Annotated in this window: 21 protein-coding genes; 13 read left to right on the top strand and 8 right to left on the bottom strand. The window is 63.4% G+C overall.

Features of this window, described 5'->3' with window-relative positions; translation table 11 throughout:
* Nucleotides 1-23 precede the first annotated feature (23 nt).
* The 7 genes from C0606_14230 to C0606_14200 all read left to right on the top strand — a co-directional run bounded on the left by C0606_14230 (nt 24) and on the right by C0606_14200 (nt 4,858).
* A complete protein-coding gene (locus C0606_14230) occupies nt 24-818 on the top strand; it encodes a thymidylate synthase (GenBank protein PLX36443.1) in 795 nt (264 codons plus the stop codon).
* Nucleotides 819-927: 109 nt separating this feature from the next.
* Nucleotides 928-1,413 (top strand): GNAT family N-acetyltransferase, encoded by a 486-nt coding sequence (locus C0606_14225; protein ID PLX36442.1) that lies wholly within the window; start codon nt 928-930, stop codon nt 1,411-1,413.
* An 11-nt stretch (nt 1,414-1,424) separates the two neighbouring features.
* Nucleotides 1,425-1,919, top strand: a complete 495-nt coding sequence (locus tag C0606_14220; GenBank protein ID PLX36611.1) for a diacylglycerol kinase — start codon at nt 1,425-1,427, stop codon at nt 1,917-1,919.
* A gap of 207 nt (nt 1,920-2,126) precedes the next feature.
* Nucleotides 2,127-3,266, top strand: coding sequence for an FtsH protease activity modulator HflK (hflK, locus tag C0606_14215; protein PLX36441.1), 1,140 nt, complete (start codon nt 2,127-2,129; stop codon nt 3,264-3,266).
* A complete protein-coding gene (gene hflC / locus C0606_14210) occupies nt 3,263-4,186 on the top strand; it encodes a protease modulator HflC (protein PLX36440.1) in 924 nt (307 codons plus the stop codon). Before hflK ends, hflC begins: the two co-directional genes overlap by 4 nt.
* Nucleotides 4,183-4,368 (top strand): DUF2065 domain-containing protein, encoded by a 186-nt coding sequence (locus C0606_14205; protein ID PLX36439.1) that lies wholly within the window; start codon nt 4,183-4,185, stop codon nt 4,366-4,368. Before hflC ends, C0606_14205 begins: the two co-directional genes overlap by 4 nt.
* A gap of 28 nt (nt 4,369-4,396) precedes the next feature.
* On the top strand, nt 4,397-4,858 hold the full coding sequence (locus C0606_14200; protein ID PLX36438.1) for a YaiI/YqxD family protein: 462 nt from the start codon (nt 4,397-4,399) through the stop codon (nt 4,856-4,858).
* A gap of 18 nt (nt 4,859-4,876) precedes the next feature.
* Here C0606_14200 and C0606_14195 read toward each other — a convergent pair whose 3' ends face one another.
* The 5 genes from C0606_14195 to C0606_14175 form a co-directional block, all read right to left on the bottom strand.
* Nucleotides 4,877-7,135 (bottom strand): hypothetical protein, encoded by a 2,259-nt coding sequence (locus C0606_14195; protein PLX36437.1) that lies wholly within the window; start codon nt 7,133-7,135, stop codon nt 4,877-4,879.
* A gap of 306 nt (nt 7,136-7,441) precedes the next feature.
* Nucleotides 7,442-8,302, bottom strand: a complete 861-nt coding sequence (locus C0606_14190) for an ABC transporter permease (GenBank protein ID PLX36436.1) — start codon at nt 8,300-8,302, stop codon at nt 7,442-7,444.
* Between the two features lie 4 nt (nt 8,303-8,306).
* On the bottom strand, nt 8,307-9,164 hold the full coding sequence (locus C0606_14185) for an ABC transporter permease (GenBank protein ID PLX36435.1): 858 nt from the start codon (nt 9,162-9,164) through the stop codon (nt 8,307-8,309).
* On the bottom strand, nt 9,164-10,285 hold the full coding sequence (locus tag C0606_14180; GenBank protein PLX36610.1) for an ABC transporter ATP-binding protein: 1,122 nt from the start codon (nt 10,283-10,285) through the stop codon (nt 9,164-9,166). Before C0606_14180 ends, C0606_14185 begins: the two co-directional genes overlap by 1 nt.
* Before the next feature lie 65 nt (nt 10,286-10,350).
* A complete protein-coding gene (locus C0606_14175) occupies nt 10,351-11,430 on the bottom strand; it encodes a spermidine/putrescine ABC transporter substrate-binding protein (protein ID PLX36434.1) in 1,080 nt (359 codons plus the stop codon).
* Between the two features lie 445 nt (nt 11,431-11,875).
* On the opposite strand from C0606_14175, the gene C0606_14170 reads away from it, so the two are divergent.
* A complete protein-coding gene (locus tag C0606_14170) occupies nt 11,876-12,637 on the top strand; it encodes a peptidylprolyl isomerase (protein PLX36433.1) in 762 nt (253 codons plus the stop codon).
* Nucleotides 12,638-12,749: 112 nt separating this feature from the next.
* On the opposite strand, the gene C0606_14165 is transcribed toward C0606_14170, so the two are convergent.
* The 3 genes from C0606_14165 to C0606_14155 all read right to left on the bottom strand — a co-directional run bounded on the left by C0606_14165 (nt 12,750) and on the right by C0606_14155 (nt 15,725).
* On the bottom strand, nt 12,750-13,496 hold the full coding sequence (locus C0606_14165; GenBank protein PLX36432.1) for a hypothetical protein: 747 nt from the start codon (nt 13,494-13,496) through the stop codon (nt 12,750-12,752).
* A 190-nt stretch (nt 13,497-13,686) separates the two neighbouring features.
* Nucleotides 13,687-15,018 carry a two-component sensor histidine kinase gene (locus tag C0606_14160; protein PLX36431.1) on the bottom strand — a complete coding sequence of 444 codons (1,332 nt, stop codon included), beginning with the start codon at nt 15,016-15,018 and terminating at the stop codon, nt 13,687-13,689.
* The gene (locus C0606_14155; protein PLX36430.1) at nt 15,015-15,725 is read right to left on the bottom strand and encodes a DNA-binding response regulator; all 711 of its coding nucleotides are present in this window, start codon (nt 15,723-15,725) and stop codon (nt 15,015-15,017) included. The genes C0606_14160 and C0606_14155 overlap by 4 nt, the downstream gene beginning before the upstream one ends.
* A gap of 341 nt (nt 15,726-16,066) precedes the next feature.
* Here C0606_14155 and C0606_14150 point away from each other — a divergent pair, with 341 nt between their 5' ends.
* From C0606_14150 to C0606_14130, 5 genes are all read left to right on the top strand, one after another.
* Complete coding sequence (locus tag C0606_14150) at nt 16,067-17,239, top strand: ABC transporter substrate-binding protein (GenBank protein PLX36429.1); 1,173 nt, start codon at nt 16,067-16,069, stop codon at nt 17,237-17,239.
* A gap of 141 nt (nt 17,240-17,380) precedes the next feature.
* On the top strand, nt 17,381-18,307 hold the full coding sequence (locus tag C0606_14145) for a branched-chain amino acid ABC transporter permease (protein ID PLX36428.1): 927 nt from the start codon (nt 17,381-17,383) through the stop codon (nt 18,305-18,307).
* Nucleotides 18,307-19,314, top strand: coding sequence for a branched-chain amino acid ABC transporter permease (locus C0606_14140; GenBank protein ID PLX36427.1), 1,008 nt, complete (start codon nt 18,307-18,309; stop codon nt 19,312-19,314). Before C0606_14145 ends, C0606_14140 begins: the two co-directional genes overlap by 1 nt.
* Nucleotides 19,311-20,099, top strand: a complete 789-nt coding sequence (locus C0606_14135; GenBank protein ID PLX36426.1) for an ABC transporter ATP-binding protein — start codon at nt 19,311-19,313, stop codon at nt 20,097-20,099. Before C0606_14140 ends, C0606_14135 begins: the two co-directional genes overlap by 4 nt.
* A complete protein-coding gene (locus C0606_14130; GenBank protein ID PLX36425.1) occupies nt 20,071-20,787 on the top strand; it encodes an ABC transporter ATP-binding protein in 717 nt (238 codons plus the stop codon). Before C0606_14135 ends, C0606_14130 begins: the two co-directional genes overlap by 29 nt.
* Nucleotides 20,788-20,823 lie beyond the last annotated feature (36 nt).

The raw sequence follows: 20,823 nt of genomic DNA, 5'->3' as shown, positions 1-20,823 counted from the left end.
AGCGAATCGGAGGATCTACGGCGGTGCGCGCCTATCTCGATCTTTTGCAGCGAATTCTCGACGAAGGCGTCGACAAGGAGGACCGCACCGGCGTCGGCACCCGTTCGGTGTTCGGCCACCAGATGCGGTTCGATCTGGCCGACGGCTTTCCGATGCTGACCACCAAGAAGCTGCATCTGAAATCGATCATCCACGAATTGCTGTGGTTCCTTGCCGGCGACACCAATGTGGCGACGCTGAACGCGGTCGGCGTGTCGATCTGGGATGAATGGGCTGACGAGAACGGCGATCTCGGTCCGGTCTACGGCCGTCAGTGGCGCTCCTGGGCGACGCCGGACGGCAAGAGCATCGACCAGATCAGCTGGGTGCTCGAGGAAATCCGGCGCAATCCGGATTCGCGCCGGCTCATCGTGTCGGCCTGGAACCCGGCCGATATCGAGCACATGGCGCTGCCGCCTTGCCATTGCCTGTTCCAGTTCTACGTCGCCGACGACCGGTTGTCGTGCCAGCTCTACCAGCGCTCGGCGGACGTGTTCCTTGGCGTGCCGTTCAACATCGCTTCCTACGCGCTCTTGACCATGATGATGGCGCAGGCGACCGGCCTGAAGGCGGGCGATTTCGTGCATTCGTTCGGCGACGTGCACCTCTACCGCAACCATTTCGACCAGGCACAGCTGCAGCTCAGCCGCGAGCCACGCGCGCTGCCGACCATGACGCTCAACCCGGATGTCACCTCGCTGTTCGACTTCACTTTCGAGGATTTCACGCTGACGGATTACGATCCGCATGCGCACATCAAGGCGCCCGTCGCCGTCTAGAGCATCGTGCAGCCAATTGGGACAGTTGGTGTCGACCAAGATGCGGCAAAACAAATAGATAGAGTGTTCTGCCGGTTCAATCCGAATGCGAAATTCTGTAGGGAAATCCATGAGCCTGACGATCCGTCCCGCACGCGCCGGCGATGCCGGCCTCATCCTCGCGCTGATCCGTGAGCTTGCCGACTACGAGAAGCTCGCCCACGAAGTCGTCTGCGATGAAGCGATGCTGGAAGCGTCATTGTTCGGCGATACGCCGCGCGTGTTCAGCGACATCGCCGAATGGGACGGCGAGCCGGCCGGTTTCGTGCTGTGGTTCTACAATTATTCGACCTTCCTCGGCCGTCACGGCCTCTATCTCGAGGATTTGTTCGTGCGGCCGAGCCATCGCCGCTACGGCATCGGCACGTCGCTGCTGAAGCATCTCGCGCAGCGTTGCGTCGACGAGGGGCTCGGACGGTTCGAGTGGTCGGTGCTCGACTGGAACGCGCCGGCGCGCGACTTCTACAAGGTGCTCGGCGCGGACTCGATGGACGAGTGGATCGGCCAGCGGGTCACCGGTGAAGCGCTTGCAAAGCTCGCGGGAGGCAAGTCGTGAGCGCCGATGTCATGCTCGTCGCTGCGGTTGCCGAAAACGGCGTCATCGGCCGGGATGGCGACATGCCCTGGCGGTTGTCGACAGATCTGAAGCGCTTCAAGGCGCTCACCCTCGGCAAGCCGATGATCATGGGGCGCAAGACCTTCGAGTCGATCGGCAAGGCATTGCCCGGCCGTGACACGGTCGTGGTCACGCGCTCCACCGACTTTGCTGCCGACGGTGTCCTCGTTGCCCATTCGCTCGATGAGGCACTCGTCGTTGCGCAGGAATGCGCCGCCACGCGCGGGGCTGATGAAATCGCCATCGTCGGCGGTGGCGACATCTACGCGCAGGCGATGCCGCTGGCGACGAGACTCCACATCACGCATGTCCATGCAAGCCCGGACGGGGATACGATTTTCCCTCAGATCGATGCCGCTGAATGGGCTGCATCGCACACCGAAGATGTCCCGGCAGGCGAGCGCGATACGGCCTCAACACGCTATGTCGTTTACGAGCGGCGCTAACGATAGCGCCATTCGCCCGTTGAAGTTTTGCCCGCAGTGCCCAAATTGGACGGAACGGTCTGGGTCCCGCTGTTAGGCAAACAGTCGGATTTCCGGGCATTTCGTTGAAACACTGGGGTATTTCCCCTATAAACCGCGGCCAGAACATGGTTTCGGCCTCGGTCGAACAGGATGCCGGTTCGGCAAAGCAATCCGGAGAGAGAACATATGCCTTGGAGCAACCAGAACGGCGGAGGCTGGAAGGGCGGCGGCAACGGCGGCCCTTGGGGCTCCGGCGGCGGCAACAATGGCGGTCCGTGGGGTCAGGGACCCCAGCGCGGCGGCGGTGGCGGCGGTGGTAACCAGCCGCCCGATCTCGAGGAGTTGCTGCGGCGCACGCAGGACAAGCTGCGCACCGCGTTTCCGAGCGGTCCGGGCTCGACGCTGGTCGTTATCGGTGTGATTGCCGCGATCCTCCTTCTGTGGGGCGTTAAGGCGGTCTACCAGGTGCAGCCGGACGAGGTCGGCGTCGAACTTCTCTTCGGCAAGCCGAAGAACGAAATCAGCGGCCAGGGCATTCACTTCCACTGGTGGCCGGTCGAGACGGTCGAAAAGGTCAAGATCATCGAAAACAAGGAGCAAATCGGCTCCTTCGTCGGTGGCGTCGACCGCCGTAACACCGATGACAGCGGACTGATGCTGTCGGGCGACCAGAATATCGTCAACGTCGATTTCTCGGTGCTGTGGCGGGTCCAGGACCCGGGTCCCTATCTCTTCAATGTGCGCGCGCCGGGAGATCTGGTGCGCCGTGTCGGCGAAAGCGCGATGCGTGAAATCGTCGGTCGCCGCCCGGCGGAAGACGTGTTCCGTCGCGATCGTGAAGGCATCGAAGCCGACGTGCTGGCGCTGATGCAGTCCTCGCTCGATTCCTACAAGGCCGGCATCGCGATTTCGGGCGTCAAGCTGGAGGCGGCGGAACCGCCGACCGAAGTGGCGGACGCGTTCGAAGAAGTGCAGCGCGCCGAGCAGGATGAGGATCGCTTCATGCGGGAAGCCGAACGCTACCGTAACCAGCGTCTCGGCGAGGCGCGCGGTAAGGCGTCCGAGATCCGTGAAGAGGCGAAGGGCTACAAGGGCCGCGTCACCAAGGAGGCCGAAGGTGAAGCGCAACGCTTCCTGTCGGTCTACAACGAGTATGCCAAGGCCGCGGACGTGACCAAGAAGCGTCTCTATCTGGAGACCATGGAACGCATCCTCAACAGATCCAACAAGGTGATTCTCGAGGGCAATGCGGGATCGGGCGTGCTGCCGTACCTGCCGCTGACCGAGTTGACCAAGGGCACCCGTGGAGAGGCCGCGAAACAATGAAGAAGCTACCGATCTTTCTGGCCGGCCTCGCTGTCATCGCCGGCCTCGTCTATTCGTCCATCTTTGTCGTCAACGAGCGTGATCAGGCGATCGTGACCCGCTTCGGCGAGATCCGCCGGGTGATCACGGAGCCGGGCCTCTATTTCAAGGTGCCGACCAATATGGTTGAAGCCGTGCAGATCGTCGAAGACCGGCTGCTGCGGTTCGACCTGCGCAACATCAACGTGCAGGTGAAGGACGGCAAGCGCTACGTCGTCGATGCCTTCATGGTCTACAAGATCACGGATCCGCGGGCCTTCCGCGAGAACGTGTCGGGTAGCCTGCAGCTCGTCGAACAGCGTCTTGAAACCCGCCTCAACGCGGCCCTGCGCCGGGTCTACGGTCTCAGGAGCTTCGAAGCGGCGTTGTCGGAAGAGCGCGGTGCGATGATGCGCGACGTGCGCGACCAGATCCGTCCCGAAGCGAGCAATCTGGGCATCGATATCGTCGACGTGCGTATCCGCCGGACCGACCTTCTGCCGGAAGTCAGCCAACAGACCTTCGAGCGCATGAAGGCGGAACGCCTGGCGATCGCCGCTCAGCTTCGTGCCCGCGGGCGTCAGGAAGCGCTGCGCATCCGGGCCGAGGCCGATCGCGAAGCGGTCGTGACCGTCGCCGACGCCCAGCGTGAATCCGAGATCCTGCGCGGTGAAGGCGAAGGCGAGCGCAATCGCATCTTCGCCGAGGCCTACACCAAGGATCCCGAGTTCTTCGCCTTCTATCGCTCGATGAAAGCGTATGAGACGGCGATCGAAAACACCGACACCACCATGGTGCTGTCGCCGGACAGCGAGTTCTTCCGCTTCTTCCGGGATTCCGAAGGTGCGGCTCAGGCAGCACCCGCAGCACCGCAGGCGCCTGCCGTTCAGCCGGCGCAATGAGCGACCTTGCCGTCGCCATCGGCCTCGTCCTGGCAATCGAGGGCACGCTCTATGCCCTCATGCCGGGCGGGCTGAAGTCGATGATGCGGCAGATGCAGTCGGTCCCGGACCAATCGCTCCGGGTGGCCGGGCTGATTGCGTTGTCGCTCGGGGTTCTCATCGTCTGGCTGGTCCGCGGCTAGCCGCGGACCGGAAAACGCGGCGGGACCAATGCTTGAAATCTTCGTCGATGCCGATGCCTGTCCGGTCAAGGATGAGGTGATGCGCGTGGCCGGCCGCCACGCCATGCGCGTTCATATGGTCGCCAACAGCTGGATGCGGCTCGACAACGATCCGCTGATCAACCGGGTCATCGTGCCCGAGGGTCCCGACGCCGCCGACGACTGGATCGTCGAACATTGCGGCGCCGGCGACGTTGTCATCACAACGGACATCCCGCTTGCCCGGCGTTCGCTGGAGAAGGGCGCGACGGCGATGCGGCCGACCGGCAAGATGTTCGACGAGGGCAATATTGGCATGGCGCTCGCCATGCGCGACCTGACCGCCGATCTGCGCGATGCCGGCGTCATTCGCGGTGGCGGGCCGTCGTTCTCCAAGCAGGACCGCTCGCGGTTTCTCAGTGCGCTCGAAAATGCCATCCGCGCAATCAAGCGGCAGCACGCTTCGGGCTGACCAGCTTCTTCCAAGAATTCAGAAAATCTTGTCGACGATCGGAACAGCGAGCAGCGCTTTCCAGAGCCCCGGGACGGGCAGGTGATGGGTGACCGGGCGCGTTGTGCGGTCCATCTGGTCGATGACGCCCATGAGGCGCGCGTTTTGGCGCTTGCTCAGGATCAGAAACGCATTTTCCGTGTCGTGGATGAAGGAGCGCTTGTTGAAATTGACGGAGCCGACCACCGAAAGCTCGCCGTCGATCAGCAGCAGTTTGGCGTGCAGGATGGTGTCGGGCTGGGTGTTCTCGTGGATGGCGATCCGCTCATAGTGGCGGTTGATGAAGCGCTTGTTGACCTGGCTGAGGATCTTGCCGGCGATGTCGCCCTCAAGATCGATGCGGGTGAGGATGCGCATGCGAACGCCGCGGTCGAGCGCGCGGTCGATGGCCGCTTCGATGGCTGGCGGCGGATTGAGATAGGGATTGACGATGTCGATCGAGTGTTCGGCGCTGTCGATGAGGCGAACATAGAGCCGCGCGAGCGCGTGGCCGTCGGCATAGGGAACGGAAACCACCTGTCGCATCAATGTGCGGCCGGCGATCTCGGCGGGTGCGATCTGGCGATTGCTGCGCACGATATGGGCCGGACGGCGCGACAGGAATGTGGTCGCGTCCCTGTTCCAGACGCTCAGGATCTGAGCTGCGATCCGCTCGGCATGGAACCGGCCGCGCAGGCGGATGTCGAAATCGCGGTAGTAGACGAAGGGGTTCAGAGACCGATAGCCCTTTGTGTACTGGTTCAGGTCGCCCCAGCGTGACAGGTCGGCCGGATCGCGGAACAGATAGCTGTCCTGAATGTTGCGACCGCCGAGAATGACGACGTTGTCGCGGTCGCGGCGGCTGAGCGTTACCAGGGTCTTGATGTGCTGCACACGGTGCAACTGGGCCAGCCGTTCGGCGACGCCGGCGCCTGGCGGCGCCTTCCAGCGATGTATGTCGATGTGAATGTTGGGGTGGTCGCGCGCGAGGCTGTCGAGGAATGCGCGGTCCTTGTCGTAGGTCTGGGCGGCGGCGACGAGGATGCGCACCGGCGTTCCCCGGTCGGCATGGTGGGCGAGCAGTCGGCCAATCACCTGGCCGCTGAAATCGCTTTTCACCGCAAGCGAGGAAATGAAGATTGCCTCGAGACGCGGGGCGTTGGCGAATGATAGCGGGGCGAACGGATCCTGCGCCTCGATGAAGGCACGCGACAGCGGGTGCCCGAGCAGGGCCTCACTCTTGGCTGCGAACCCTTGAACGGCTTGCGGGTAGAGGTCGATGCCGGTTGCGGGGAGGATGCAGCTTGCCGCCGGTTCATTGGCCTCGAAGAAAATCCGGGCAGGGCCGCTGAGGCGGTCGCCATGCGGGATGACGCAGGTATCGATACGGCGGTCGAGCGCGGAAAAGGCGTCGGTAAAGCGATTGTTGCGGACGATCCGAAGGTTGGCTTCCGTTTGCCCGCCGGGCAGATGCCAGGCGAGTTCGCATGACGTGACCGACGGGCCAAGCCGCAGATAGGGGGCAAGCGTCGAGCGCGACGTCGCGTGGACCGTGACGACGAAGCGTTCTCCCGGTGCCTTGATGGCGCGTGCCGATCCCTCATGCAATTCGCTCGGCCCGTCGCATCTGCCTTTCACGATCGCGGCCGGGGCACCCGGTTTGATTCTTGCGGAGACGACGAGGCGACGGGTCGGACGCAGCCGCAGGTCGAGCGCGGTCGCGTCGGTATCGGCAATCGTCAGGATGGCGGTCGCGTCGACGTTGTCGGGGTGATCGAGGCCGACGGCGCGGACCGCATGGCGCCAGGGCGTTTCGAGATCGCCGGTCTTTGCGACGAAGCCGAGTCCGCCGCTGTCGGACGGGCTGAACGCGTCGGCGGCGACGTTTCGCTCGAGCTGGCGCACCAGTCCGCCCTGTTTCAGATGGGCGATCGCATAAGGACCGAGAGGGCGGCCCGGGTCGGCCGGACCCCTGGTGCGGTTCAGATGGTCCTTGCCGAGGCGGGCCATGTCGAGGAGGAGCTGGCGCTCGTAAGCGTCCTGTGCGGCGCTTGTCGCGGCGCTAGGGGGAGGCGCATCGCCGGCAACAGACGGTGCCGACGTGCAGGCGCCAAGCGAGGGGGCTGCGAGGCATTCATTGGTCGGGCCCGGTTGGTTGGCGCAGCCCGCCAGCGACAAAAGGCAGGCAACAACAACCCCGCCGCCAAAACCAGCAACGCCGCGCGTCCGCCTTCCGCGTCCTTTGTCCGCCGTTGCCATCGGCTCCAATCGGCCAGTTCGGTTCCCGTCACCGCACCCTGTCGCCGCCAGATGGCCTCATCAAGGCAGCAGCTCGGGTGCGCCCGTTTCCGGACGTTTCTCGATTCGCCGACCATAACAAAGGAATTATGTCTTTGTCTGCCGTAGCGTTAGCCGAATTCCTTTTGCCGGCATCGTAACGGCGAGAGCATTTTCCGTGAGTACTGAATCACCAAAAATGCTTTATCTCTCTGTTTTGCCGCGCATTCTCTTCCGAAAAGTCTGTCAACTTTTCGCTGACGCGGCCCTTCGGTTCGGGAATGCGCTCTAGCCCGAACGGTCGCCCTTTTGCAGTGCGATCATGATCAGCGCCAGCACGGACGAGCCGATCATCAGCAACAGCGACACCGCGTTGAGCGCTGGCGTCGATCCTTCCTTCAGCCGGTCGAACATGGTGATGGTGAGCGGCGCATCGGAGCCGACCAGCATCAGCGTGGTGTTGAAGTTCTCGAAACTCATCAGGAAGGCAACGATGGCCGCGCCGCCAATCGCGGGCTTGAGGAACGGCAACGTCACGGTGCGCACCGCCTCAAGCGGCGTGGCGCCGAGATTGAGGGCGGCTTCTTCCAGCGCGTTGTCGAACTTCTTCAACCGGGCGGCGATGACCAGCGTCGCGATCGTGGTGATGAAGGAAAACTGGCCGAGCACGACGAGCAGGAGGCCCGGACGCAGCGCTTCCAGTTCGTAGTTGGTGGCGTCTTCGATGCTGTTCACAAGCCCGTTGGTGAAGACGAGGATCGAGATGCCGAGGATGATGCCGGGGATGACCAGCGGCAGGAGCATGAAGAGGTAGAGCACGTTCTTCAGCGGGAAGTCGCGGCGTTCGAACAGGAAGGCGTTGCAGGTGCCGACGCCGACCGACAGAACCGAAACCCAGATTGCGACGAACAGCGAGGTGCCGATCGAGCGCATGATGGCGCGGTCGTGGAAAATGCCGAGCTGCGGTTCGGTGTCGTTGAAGAACCAGTTCCAGGTGAAGCCTTCCCAGGGAAGCGAGGGGAACAGGCTGTCGTTGAAGGCGAACACCGAGACGACGACGAGCGGCAGCGCGAGATAGAGGAAGAACAGCACCACATAGGCGTTGTAGGTCGCGGTGATGAAGCGGCTTTGCTTGATGGTCGGGATCATTGGCTCACCCCATCGTCTTCGACAGTGTCTGACCGGTCAGCTTCAGTCCGGTCCACACGATGAGGGAGGAAAGCCCGAGCAGCAGGAAGCCAAAGGCGGCGCCCTGTTCCCAGTTAAAGCGGGTGATGAACTGGGCGTAGATCTGTTCGGTGAACCACAGACTGCTCTTGCCGCCCAGCAGGATCGGGGTCAGGTAGTTGCCCAGCGACAGCATGAAGACGACGATCGAGCCCGACACCATGCCGGGGACGGCGTGCGGGATGACAATCTCGCGCAGCACCGCAAAGCCATTGCCGCCGAGATCGTAGCCGGCCTCGATCAGTGCGTCGTCGAGGCTTTCGAGGGTCGTTACCAGCGGCACGACCATGAACAGCATCGAGGTGTAGACGAGGCCGACCATGATGGCGGCGTCGTTGTAGAGGAATTCGATCGGCCGATCGGCGAGGCCCATCCATTGCAGCAGATTGCTGACGATGCCGGTTTCGCGCAGCAGGATCATCCAGCCGAAGGTGCGAACCAGTTCGCTGACCCAGAACGGCACGAGGCACAGCAGGAACAGCGTCGTCTGCAGCCGGCCCTTGGCGATCTTGGCGATGTAGTAGGAGATCGGGAAGGCGATCAGCAGCGTGATCGCTGTTGCCGCGATCGACATGATCGCGGTGCGCGCGAAGGTGTTCCAGTAGAGCGGCTCGGTGAAGAACGTCATGTAGTTCGCGAAGCTCGTCTGGTACTGGCGCACGCCGATCTTTTCCTGCAGCGACAGGATGAACATGTCGACATGCGGGATGAGGATCAGCGCCGAAAGCCAGATGACGAGCGGCGCCATCAACAGGAGCAGGCCGAGTTTTCCGCGCGCTGCCATCACTCGGCCTCTTCCGATCCGAGCGCGAAGCAGCGGGCCTGCTCGTGACGCCAGCCGATATGGATCTTCTGACCGCGCTGCAGGCCGCGGAACTCGCCGGTCTGCGGCAGGGCAACGTCGATTTCCCCGCCATAGGCCGGATCGCGCACCAGGACGTGGCTGTTGGCGCCGTTGAACAGGACGCTCTCGACCACTCCCTGCACGCGGTTGTCCATGTCGGCGATGCCGGCTTCGTCGAAGGACAGGCGGACGGCTTCGGGGCGGACGAAGATCTGCACCGCATCGCCCTTGGAAAAGACCTGACCGTTCGGTTCGGCGACGAAGGCGAGGCCGTCTTCCGTACGCATCTTGATGCCGCCGGCATCGACCTCGTCGACGGTGCCGCGCCAGCGGTTGGAATCGCCGACGAAACCGGCGACGAAGGCGGTCTGCGGGTCGTAATAGAGGTCGCGCGCGGAGCCGACCTGCTCGAACACACCGTTGTTCATGACCGCCACCTGGTCGGACATGACGAGCGCTTCGGACTGGTCGTGGGTGATGTAGATGAAGGTGGTCTGGAACTGCGATTGCAGCTTCTTCAGTTCAACCTTCATGTGCTCGCGCAGCTTCAGATCGAGCGCGCCGAGCGGTTCGTCGAGCAAAAGGACGTCGGGTTCGAGCACCATGCAGCGGGCAATGGCGATGCGTTGCTTCTGGCCGCCGGACAGCTGGTCGATGCGGCGCTTGCCGACATCGGGCAGGCCGACGCGCTCGAGAACGGCGTCGACCTTGGCCGCGATCTCGGCCTTCGGCGTGCCGCGGCGGCGCAGGCCATAGGCGATGTTGTCGGCGATGTTCATCATCGGGAACAAGGCGAGGTGCTGGAACACCATGTTCACGGGGCGCCTGTTCGGCGGCACCTCGAGCATCGAGCGACCCTTGATGAGGATGTCGCCTTCGCCGGGATCGAGAAAACCGGCAACCATGCGCAGCAGCGTGGTCTTGCCGCAGCCGGACGGCCCGAGGATCGAGAAGAAACTTCCGTGGGGGACCGAAAAGGACACATCCCGGACGGCGGTGAAATTGCCGAACGATTTGGTCACGTTGCGGCACTCGAGGTCGGGCGTGGTGTTTTCGGTCATGCTCATGAATTCAAACCATCAAAGGAAAACGGCACCCGGGGAAGCCGGGTGCCGTCGCGTCGTAATCAGTTGGCGGCCTTGACGCGATCAAGCACGGCGCCTTCGAGATCCTCGAGGCCGGCCGGAACGGTCGGGTACCACTTGATGTTGTCGATGGCTTCCGGCGGGAAGCTCTTCTGGAAGCGGGCCTTCAGCGCGTCGTCGGCGAATTCGTCAGCGCCCTTGGAGGCGGTGAAGTTGCCGGCGGACGCCGTGATCATGGCCGCGATCTTCGGCTGCATGACGAAGTTGATCCACTTGTAGGCGGCATCTTCCGCCTTGGTCTTCTTCGGCAGGGCGAAGGTGTCGATCCAGCCGAGCGCACCGGACTTCGGCGCGACGAAGGTGATGTCGGCGTTGTCGGCGTTCAGCTTCCAGCCGCCGGTGTCCCAGGCCATGGCCGCGACGACTTCACCCGAGCGAACCAGGTTGAGCAGCTCGTCGCCGCCCGACCAGTAGGTCTTCACATTCGGCTTGCATTCCATCAGCTTGGCTTCGACCTTGCCGAGGATCTCCTCATACTTCGCCTTGTCGGCGTAGGCCGCGAACGGATCCATGCCCATGGCAAAGGCGAAGCCGATCAGGGTCGGGCGCTTCAGGCGATAGGAGACCTTGCCCTTGACGTCGTCATTGCACAGGTCGGTGTAGTCCATGACCGAACCGGCCTTGGCGGTGTCGAGCACGAGGCCGCTGGTGCCCCAGACGTGCGGTACGCCGTAGACCTTGCCGTCGACGGTGGTGTTGCCCTTGGTGGCTTCCAGCATCGAGGGGATGAACAGCGCGGCGTCGATCTTTCCAAGGTCGATCGGCTTGTAGATGTCATATTCGAGCTGGGCGCCGGAGATGCGGTCCTGGCTCGGCTGGGCGAGGTCGAAGCCGCCGCCGCCGGTGGCGCGCAGCTTGGCGATCATTTCCTCGTTGTTCGACTTGGTCACCTCGACCGTGATGCCGGTCTCCGCGGTGAACATCTCGACGACCTTCTCGGGTGCGTAACCGCCCCAGGTCAGCAGGCGAAGGGTTTCGGCCTTGACGGCGGTGGCGGAAAACGCAAGTGCGGCTGCTGCGCACAACAGCCCCAGTTTCAATGATTGGCGTTTTGCGAACATGGTAGTGCCTCTCCTATGGGTGAGTGCTTTTTGGAATTCGGTTTTGGATTCGGCCAGGAAGCGAAAAGAAGGAACGTCCTGCCTCCACAGGACGTGCGGCTGGCTCTGTGATCCGAGCCTTGGACCTTAGTATTACAGGGGTTGCTCGGGTTGAAAAGCCGGTCCGTGGAAAAAAGACGTTCACGGCGCGCACGTTAGCGGCATCGGATGACGGTTCTATGAAGCTTTTGCGACGGGCCTGTGGGCAACGCGAGCATGCGCCGGGCGCCGGCAAATGTCGGCCACGTCCGTTGATCGTTGCGACAAGGAGGACAATATGTCCTCTGTGATCGGAGCCGGCGATGATGTCTCAAGTCGCCTGACTGGGGCGGAACCCGTTTTCGCAACGTCCCGCGCGGTCCGTCTTTGGCGGGCCGGATACCGGACGACACTATGAGAGGATAGTATGGTACGCATTCTCAGCGTCTTCATTTCGCTGTTCCTTGCCGTTGGCATCGCGGCCGCCGCCGACGATCTGCAGATCAAGGATCTTGTCGAGGGCACCGGCGCCGAGGCGATCGCGGGCGTCGGCGTTTCGGTGCACTACACCGGCTGGCTGATGGACGGCACGAAGTTCGATTCCAGCCGTGATCGCAATCAACCCTTCATGTTCACGCCGGGAGCCGGCCGGGTCATTCCGGGCTGGGAAAAGGGCGTCGTCGGCATGAAGGTCGGCGGCAAGCGCGAGCTGATCATCCCGCCTGAGCTGGGCTATGGCGCGCAGGGCGCGGGCGGCGTCATTCCGCCGAACGCGACGCTGAAATTCGAGATCGAACTGCTCGATATCGTCAAGCCGAAATACAACGATCTGAACAACGACCAGCTGCGCCAGAAGCTGGCCGCCGGCGTCAAGATCGTCGATATCCGCCGTCCCGAGGAATGGCAGCAGACCGGTGTGGTCGAGGGCAGCCACCTGCTGACGGTGTTCGACAAGCGCGGCCGGGTGAATCCCGACTTCCTGAAGAAACTGGGTGAGATTGCTTCGCCGGACGACGAAGTCATCCTGATCTGCCGTACCGGCAATCGCACCGAAGCGGTGTCGAAGTACCTGTCCGAGAAGGCCGGCTACGGCAAGATCGACAACGTCAAGAACGGGATCACGCGCTGGATCAAGGAAGGTAACCCGGTGACCAAACCGGCGATGCCGGAGTCCTGCTGGCTGTGCTGAGGATTCTCGAGTTTCCTGCCAGGTGATCATTCGCCGGCAGGGCAGGAGCAAGAAGGGCGGGCCCTGACGGGTCCGCCCTTTTTCGTGCAAGCATGGGTGGGGCTCGATGCGCTCAGGCGGCAATTCCGCCGGACAACAACGATTGGATCGTGCCGTCCTCGTCCTCCGACTGGTAGGCGCTGAGTGCCATGTTGAGCAGGCTGAGGGCCGCCTCGTTGGCCGCCTGGGCAGCAGTCGTTTCGTCCTCCTCGTCGTCTTCTTCCTCACCGGAGGAGGGCGGCGGACCGCCAGGACCGCCAGGACCACCGGGGCCACCCGGTCCACCGGGGCCGGCTGGCGGGCCCATGCTTTCGAGGAAGGACGCCGTCTCCTCCTCGCTGATCGAGCCGTCGCCATCCTCGTCAACCAGCGCGAACAATTCCTCGAGGGTCTCGGAATCGATCTCGCTGGCGGCATTTTCGGAGAACTCGTCGAGCGTGATGCTGCCGTCGCCGTCGCTGTCATTGGCGGCAAAGACATCTTCCGCGCTTGGCGGAGGAGGCGGAGGCGCCATGCCGCCGCTGGCGATCATCTGCGTCATCACCTGCATCGCCTGCATGCGTTCCTGCATGGCGGCGTCGAAGCTGTCCTTTTCCTCGCTCGTCACGGTGCCGTCGGAATCGGCATCCATGGCGTTGAAGAGTTCTTCGGCGCGTTCCTGACCGCGCGCGCTTGTCGCCCCAGGCATCGACGACTGCATCTCGTCGAGCGTGATGCCGCCGCTGCCGTCGCTGTCTATCTGTGAAAAATCGGGAGGTTGAGACGGTCCGCGCATCATCTGCGAAGACATCATGCTCCCTAAACCCGAAACGCCAATCATGATAGGCCTCCTTTCTGTCGCACCGCATTCTGCGGCTGTACGACTTTGGCGGCGGCGCTGTTTAAGGGGCTATTAACGCTCTTTTTATGGGTTTTACCGGGGCATTACTGTTCGTTTCCAAGTCCACGAATGGAAAAGAAACGAAACAATTTTCTTGTTTTTCTTTGCCGGAGACCGGTGAGAACAGGCGTCACTTCGGGGCGAGCGGCAGTTTGATGCGGGCGCTCAATCCGCCGGACTCGCTGGCGTGGAGTTCCAGTTCTCCGCGATGCTGGCGGGCGATCGAACTGACGATCGACAGGCCGAGACCGAAGCCGCCGGTCGCCTCCTGACGGGCGTCGTCGCCGCGCACGAAGGGTTTCTGCATCGACTGGCGGGACTCGGCGGGAATGCCCGGGCCGTTGTCGTCGACGGCAAGCACGGCCCGCCGGTCGCGTTCGGTGAGCGAGATGCGGGCGTGGGTGCCGAATTTAAGCGCGTTGTCGATGAGGTTTTCGATGGCGCGCTGCAGGTCTTCGGTGCGGCCTTCGACGAGCAGGTGATCGGGACCTTCGTAGGACACGTCCTTGCCGAGATCGGCGAACTCGTCGCAGATCGTGTGCAGTAGCGTCGGCAGGTCAAGACGGGCCGGCGGTTCGTGGCGATAGCCCTCGCGCAGGAAGGTCAGGGCGCTTTCGACCATGGTGTTCATGCGGTCAAGGTCCCGCTTCATGCCTTCGCGGGTATCGTTGTCCTCAATGAACTCGGTGCGCAGGCGCAGCCGGGTGATCGGCGTGCGCAAATCATGGCCGACCGAGGAGAGCATGCGGGTGCGGTCCTCGACGAATTCGGCGATCCGGTCGCGCATCCGGTTGAGCGCGCGGGCGGCGACACGGATTTCCTCCGGGCCGTCCTCTTCGAGCGGGGCATGGTCGCCGTCGACGCTGTAGTCGGCGGCGGCATCGGCAAAGGTGCGAAGCCGGCGCGACAGGTGGCTGGTCGCCCAGTAGAGGATGGCCGGCAGCACGATGGCGAGGAACAGAAGCACCTGAACGATGCCGACAATCGGCTGCGGTGGTGGTCCGAACAGATGCAGCGTCGCGGCGACCCGGCTTTCATCGGGCAGCTCGATGATGACGTGGTGGATCGCGTCGGGGCCTTTGCCGTCGGTGTTGTCGCTGAAAAGCCGGAAGCCGGGTCCGAGATCGCGGGCGAGGAAATTGAACGGCGGAAAGTCTGCGACGTTGATGTTGTCGGGAAGCGGCTCGTCGGTGAGACGCAGGTTCAGTTCCGGGTTCGAGCGGGCCATGGCATCGACGATGACCGCGCGCTCGTTGCCTTCCGGTGTCACGCTCAGCAGGCGCGCCGCCGACAGCATCAGGAACATGGAAAAATGCTGTTTGGCGCGAGCGTCGAAATCGCGACGCTCGAGATATTGCAGACCTGCACTTATCAAGGCGGTGATGAGGACTGCGATGAAGACGAGCAGGACGATCTGGCCGGCGATGCGGCGGGGCAGGAGCGCTTTCGCGAGCTCCGTCATTCGCTGGTGACCTCTGGCGCGAACAGATAGCCGCTCGAGCGTACGGTCTGGAACAGCTCGGGATCGCGCGGATTGGTTTCCATCTTGCTGCGCAGCCGGCTGACCAGAATGTCGACGCTGCGCTCGGATGGGTGCACTTCGCGGCCCTGGGTCAGGTCGATGATCTGATCGCGCGACAGAACCCGTCCGGCGCGCTCGCAGAAGACGACCAGCAGGTCCATCTCCGCGCCGGTCAGGGCGACCCGGGCGCCATCGGGATTGAACAGGCGGCGGCGCGACAGGTCGAGTTCCCAGCCAGCGAAGTGAAACGCCTTGTGCGCCGGGCGAAGCGGGCTTTCGATATCGGTGTGGCGGCGCAGGACCGCGCGCACCCGGGCGAGCAGTTCGCGCGGATTGAACGGCTTGCCGAGATAGTCGTCGGCGCCGAGTTCGAGGCCGATGATGCGGTCGACCTCGTCGGCGCGCGCGGTCAACATGATGATCGGGATCTGCGAGGTGGCGCGGATGCGGCGGCAGATCGACAGGCCGTCTTCGCCCGGCAGCATCAGATCGAGGACGATCAGGTTGATCTGGGCGTCGCGCAGGATCTCGTCCATTTCCCGCGCACTGGCGGCGACGGAAACCCGGAGCTGGTTGGCCTTGAGGTAGCGCGCAACGAGAGCGCTGATTTCGGTATCGTCTTCAACGATCAGAATGTGCGGCGTCATGGGCGTATGTGGAGCCTAGATTCAAGGGTTTTCCTGATATTGCACAGGCTCTCCGGCCGCGCACGCTGTGTTTTTTTTCCGTTTGTATCTCTCCCGTGCGGGGCAACGGGCTGTTTGCGGGTGCTGACGGGTGGCGTTCAGCCACGCCGTTTCGCGACAGCCTCGTTGCGGAATCTGTGTTCGGGACGGGCTAATCTTTTGGCGTTGGCCGTGTTTTGCCGTGTCCGGACTTTGCGACGGCGTCCATCCCGGTTACAACACGATGGGTTTGCCGCGCACGGATCGAAGCCTAGAGGGGGCCGTTCCGGACGAGGCGTTCTGCGTTTTTGGGAGGACGATCAATGAAGTTCGGATTGAAATATGGTCTCGCCGCGCTCGCTGTCGCGGCGATGACGACTGCCGCCGGTGCTGCCGACGCGGTCAAGATCGGCATGATCACCACGCTGTCCGGCCCGGCCGGCTATCTCGGTGAGGACGTGCGCGACGGTTTCATGCTGGCGGTCGAGGAAGAGGGCGGCATGCTTGGCGGCACCCCGGTCGAGGTGCTGGTCGAGGATGATGGTCTGAAGCCGGTCAACGGCAAGGCGATCGCCGAGCGCTTCCTGGAAAAGGATAAGGTCGAGATCGTCACCGGTGTGATTTTCTCGAACATTTCGCCGGTCGTCGCGCCGATGACCATCAAGGCTGGACGCATGTATATTTCGCCGAACTCGGCGCCGTCGATCTTTGCCGGTGCGAAGTGCGACAAGGATTACTTCGCCGTTGCCTGGCAGAACGACACGCTGCATGAGGCCGCAGGCCTCAACGCCAACCGGCTCGGCTACAAGAACGCCGTGATTTTGGCGCCGAACTACCAGGCCGGCAAGGACTCGCTCGCCGGCTTCAAGCGTACCTTCAAGGGCGAGATCGTCGACGAGATCTACACCAAGCTCGGCCAGAGCGACTATGCGGCGGAAATCGCCAAGATCCGCGCTGCGAAGCCGGAGATGGTGTTCCACTTCCTGCCGGGCGGCATGGGCATCAACTTCCTCAAGCAGTACGCCCAGGCCGGTCTGAAGGACAGCATCCCGCTGGTGCTGGCCGCGCCGTCGATGGACGTCAAGATCATGAACGCGGTCGGCGACATCGCGCTCGGCGTCAACAACACCTCGCATTGGAACCACGACCTCGACAACGAGGCCAACAAGGTGTTCCTCGCCGGTTTCGAGAAGAAATACGGCCGCTCGCCGACCGTCTACGCCAGCCAGGGCTACGACACCGCCAAGCTGATCGCCTCGGCGCTGAAGGCAACCGGCGGCAAGGTGCTCGCCGACAAGGACGGTTTCCGTGCGGCGCTTGAAAAGGCCGATTTCGCATCGGTGCGCGGTCCGTTCAAGTTCGGCAACAACCACCACCCGATCCATAACTGGTATGCGCGTGAAGTGGTCAAGGAAGACGGCAAGCTGGTCAACAAGGTGATCGGCGTCGTTGCCGAGGACCATCAGGACAGCTTCGCCAAAGACTGCAAGATGTAAGAAACGGGAGTGCCCGGCGTCTTCGTACGCCGGGCGGTCCTTTTCGGGTGGCGGCCGGGCCTCGTCCCGGCCGCATCTTTGGGCGGGTTGGTGCCCTCCCAAAGCCATGCCCATCGCTGCTGCCGGAGCGCTGCCGCTGTCATGACGATCCTGTTCTTTGAGCAACTCCTCAACGGGCTGCAGCTCGGGATCTTTCTGTTTCTGGTCTCGGCCGGTCTGACGCTGATCTTCGGCTTCATGAGCGTCATCAATCTGGCGCACGGCTCGCTCTACATGATCGGCGCCTATGCGGCGGCGACTTTCATCCGTCTGACCGGCTCGTTCCCGCTCGGCGTGCTTCTGGCGCTCGGTGCGACGGCACTCGCCGGGCTTATCATCGAGGTCGCGGTGATCCGCGCGCTTTACAAACGTGACCATCTCGATCAGGTGCTGGCCACTTTCGGCCTTATCCTGTTCATCAACGAGCTGGTGACGATGGTGTTCGGGCGCACGCCGTTGTTCCTCGACATGCCGCCGGCGCTCTACGGCACTGTCGAGCTGGTCCCCGGGCTGCCCTATCCGCTCTACCGGCTGGTGATCATCGCGGTCGGGCTTCTGGTCGCGCTGGCGCTGTGGCTGATCATCGCGCGCACGCGCACCGGCATGCTGATCCGCGCCGGCACCACCAACCGTGAGATGGTCGAGGCGCTCGGCGTCAATATTGCCGCGCTCAATACGTTGCTGTTCGGGCTTGGCGCCGTCTTTGCCGGGCTGGCTGGCGCCATGGCCGGGCCGCTGATGTCGGTCGAGGTCGGCATGGGCGATGGCCTGTTGATCCTGTGTTTCGTGTGCATCGTCATCGGTGGTATCGGCTCTATCCGCGGCGCGCTGGTCGGTTCGCTGCTGGTCGGCGTCGTCGATACGCTCGGGCGGGCCTTTATTCCCGATCTGCTGAAGCTCTTCCTACCGCCGGCCTCGGCTGACGGCATCGGCGCGGGGCTTTCCTCGATGGCGATCTACATCCTGATGGCCGCTGTTCTGATCGTGCGTCCGTCCGGCCTCTTCCCCGTCGCGCGGAGGGCCGGCTGATGCTGTCACGCCGTTACGAGCCCTGGGTCCTGGTCGTCGGCCTTCTGGTCTTCGCCGCCCTGCCGGTGCTCTTCACGCTCACCGACAACAGTTATCTCGTCTCGACGGCGACGCGGGTGGTGATCTTCGCGATTGCCGCCGTCAGCCTCGACCTCATTCTCGGCTATGCCGGCATGGTGTCGTTCGGCCACGCCGCCTATCTCGGCGTCGGTGCCTATGTGGTTGGCATCCTCGCCTATCACCAGTTCGACGGCTCGACGATCTTCGGCCTGCCGGGCACGCTGTCGGGCCTCATCGCGCTGCCGGCGGCGGTGCTTGTTTCGGCGCTGTTCGCCGCCATCCTCGGCGCCTTGTCGGTGCGGACCGCTGGCGTCTATTTCATCATGATCACGCTCGCCTTCGGGCAGATGCTGTTCTTTCTGTTCGTCTCGCTGGAGGACTATGGCGGAGATGACGGGCTGATGATGTTCGAGGGGCGCAACACGCTGCCGGGTTTCGATCTCGGCGACAATGTCAGCTTCTATTATCTGTGCCTTGCCGCGCTGGTGGTGTTCTTCGTACTGTGCCGGCGCATCGTTGTCTCGAAATTCGGCAGGGTGATCGCCGGCGTGCGGCAGAACGAGACACGGCTGACGGCGCTCGGCATCGCGCCCTACCGTTACAAGCTGGTCGCTTTCACCATTGCCGGTGCGGGCGCGGGGCTCGCCGGGGCGCTGCTTGCCAACCACACCGAGTTCGTCAGCCCATCCTATGTGCACTGGACGAAGTCCGGCGAGATCATGGTGATGGTGATCCTCGGCGGTATGGGCACGCTGTCGGGACCGATCGCAGGCGCGGCGCTGTTCCTCTTGCTGGAAGAATTCCTGCCGGTGATCTTCGACGCGCTCGGCCTGCCGCTGTTGCAGGAACACTGGCGGATCGTCTTCGGGCCGCTGCTCATTCTGGTTGTGCTGTTCGCCAAGAGGGGCCTCTACGGTCTCATCTTCTCGCGGGAGGACGAGGCATGAGCGCGGCCGAGCCGATCCTCGTCGTCGACGACGTGACCAAGAGCTTCGGTGCGCTGCGTGCGAGCGATCATCTGTCGCTTGAGGTGCGGCCGGGCGAAATCCACGCGCTGATCGGGCCGAACGGCGCCGGCAAGACGACACTGATTTCGCAGATCGCAGGGGCGCTCGATCCCGACGAGGGACGGATCCTTTTCGCCGGGCGCGATCTCCTGAAGGTGCCGGCGGCGCGGCGGCCGCATCTCGGGCTGGTGCGCTCCTACCAGATCACCTCGATCTTTCCCGATTTCACCGCGCTCGCCAATGTCGCGCTCGCCGTACAGGCACGGGCCGGCCACAGCTTTCGTTTCTGGAAGCCGGCCATAGCGGATAAAGCCGAGCGCGAGGCGGCGATGGGGTATCTTGAGGCGGTCGGCCTTGGCGATGTGGCGCTGCGCCCGGCGCACGCGCTTGCGCACGGTCAGCAGCGCCAGCTCGAGATCGCCATGGCGCTGGCGCTCGAACCTAAGCTCCTGCTGCTCGACGAGCCGATGGCCGGCATGGGGCCGGAGGAGAGCCGCTTCATCGTCGATCTGCTCGCCGGGCTGAAAGGCTCCGTCACCATGCTGCTCGTCGAGCACGACATGGATGCGGTTTTCGCGCTCGCCGACCGGGTGTCGGTGCTGGTCTATGGCCGGGTGATCGCGACCGATGAACCGGAGGCGATCCGCGCCAATGTGGAGGTTCAGCAGGCCTATCTCGGCACCCACGAACTGCACGATGCGGGAGGCGCCGATGCTGGTTCTTGAGGGCGTCGAAACCTTCTATGGCCGCTCGCAGGTGCTGTTCGGGATCGATCTCGAATTGAAGGCTGGCACGCTCGTCTCGCTGATGGGCCGCAACGGCATGGGCAAGACGACGACGGTGCGCTCGATAATGGGGCTGACGCCGCCGAAGCGCGGCAGCATCCGCTTTCAGGACCGGGAGATCGCCGGCTGGCCGACACATCGCATCGGCAAGCTCGGCATTGGATTGGTGCCCGAAGGGCGGCAGGTGTTCCCGACGCTGACGGTGCGCGAAAACCTGGTGGCGGCTGCCGCCAACCGCGCCGGCTGGGACGATCCCTGGACGCTGCAGAGCGTCTACGATCTCTTTCCGCGGCTGCACGAGCGTGCAAGCCAGCTCGGCCAGTCGCTGTCGGGCGGCGAACAGCAGATGCTCGCGGTCGGGCGGGCGCTGATGACCAATCCCTCGCTGCTCATCCTCGATGAAGCCACCGAGGGGCTAGCGCCGCTGATCCGCGCCGAGATCTGGTCGGCGCTTGAGACGCTGAAGGCCGAGGGGCAGACGATCCTCGTCATCGACAAGAACCTCGACGTGCTCGCCCGTATCGCCGACTTCCACTACGTGCTCGAAAAGGGCCGTATCGTCTGGCGCGGCACATCGGCCGAGATGCGCGCCGACAAGGATTTCGCCGAACGCTATCTCGGGGTGTGATCCCTGCAACTGCCGAGGGGAAGGCAAGATGCAATG

Source organism: Hyphomicrobiales bacterium, from assembly GCA_002869065.1.
In the GTDB taxonomy this organism is placed as follows: Bacteria; Pseudomonadota; Alphaproteobacteria; order Rhizobiales; family Rhodobiaceae; genus Rhodobium.
This window is presented reverse-complemented; position numbering and strand designations above follow the sequence as displayed.

Coding starts and splice junctions, on each gene's coding strand:
- C0606_14225 (PLX36442.1), top strand. CDS start 928: ATGAGCCTGACGATCCGTCCCGCACGCGCCGGCGATGCCGGCCTCATC.
- C0606_14220 (PLX36611.1), top strand. CDS start 1,425: ATGCTCGTCGCTGCGGTTGCCGAAAACGGCGTCATCGGCCGGGATGGC.
- hflK (PLX36441.1), top strand. CDS start 2,127: ATGCCTTGGAGCAACCAGAACGGCGGAGGCTGGAAGGGCGGCGGCAAC.
- hflC (PLX36440.1), top strand. CDS start 3,263: ATGAAGAAGCTACCGATCTTTCTGGCCGGCCTCGCTGTCATCGCCGGC.
- C0606_14205 (PLX36439.1), top strand. CDS start 4,183: ATGAGCGACCTTGCCGTCGCCATCGGCCTCGTCCTGGCAATCGAGGGC.
- C0606_14200 (PLX36438.1), top strand. CDS start 4,397: ATGCTTGAAATCTTCGTCGATGCCGATGCCTGTCCGGTCAAGGATGAG.
- C0606_14195 (PLX36437.1), bottom strand. CDS start 7,135: ATGGCAACGGCGGACAAAGGACGCGGAAGGCGGACGCGCGGCGTTGCT.
- C0606_14190 (PLX36436.1), bottom strand. CDS start 8,302: ATGATCCCGACCATCAAGCAAAGCCGCTTCATCACCGCGACCTACAAC.
- C0606_14185 (PLX36435.1), bottom strand. CDS start 9,164: ATGGCAGCGCGCGGAAAACTCGGCCTGCTCCTGTTGATGGCGCCGCTC.
- C0606_14180 (PLX36610.1), bottom strand. CDS start 10,285: ATGACCGAAAACACCACGCCCGACCTCGAGTGCCGCAACGTGACCAAA.
- C0606_14175 (PLX36434.1), bottom strand. CDS start 11,430: ATGTTCGCAAAACGCCAATCATTGAAACTGGGGCTGTTGTGCGCAGCA.
- C0606_14170 (PLX36433.1), top strand. CDS start 11,876: ATGGTACGCATTCTCAGCGTCTTCATTTCGCTGTTCCTTGCCGTTGGC.
- C0606_14165 (PLX36432.1), bottom strand. CDS start 13,496: ATGATTGGCGTTTCGGGTTTAGGGAGCATGATGTCTTCGCAGATGATG.
- C0606_14160 (PLX36431.1), bottom strand. CDS start 15,018: ATGACGGAGCTCGCGAAAGCGCTCCTGCCCCGCCGCATCGCCGGCCAG.
- C0606_14155 (PLX36430.1), bottom strand. CDS start 15,725: ATGACGCCGCACATTCTGATCGTTGAAGACGATACCGAAATCAGCGCT.
- C0606_14150 (PLX36429.1), top strand. CDS start 16,067: ATGAAGTTCGGATTGAAATATGGTCTCGCCGCGCTCGCTGTCGCGGCG.
- C0606_14145 (PLX36428.1), top strand. CDS start 17,381: ATGACGATCCTGTTCTTTGAGCAACTCCTCAACGGGCTGCAGCTCGGG.
- C0606_14140 (PLX36427.1), top strand. CDS start 18,307: ATGCTGTCACGCCGTTACGAGCCCTGGGTCCTGGTCGTCGGCCTTCTG.
- C0606_14135 (PLX36426.1), top strand. CDS start 19,311: ATGAGCGCGGCCGAGCCGATCCTCGTCGTCGACGACGTGACCAAGAGC.
- C0606_14130 (PLX36425.1), top strand. CDS start 20,071: ATGCGGGAGGCGCCGATGCTGGTTCTTGAGGGCGTCGAAACCTTCTAT.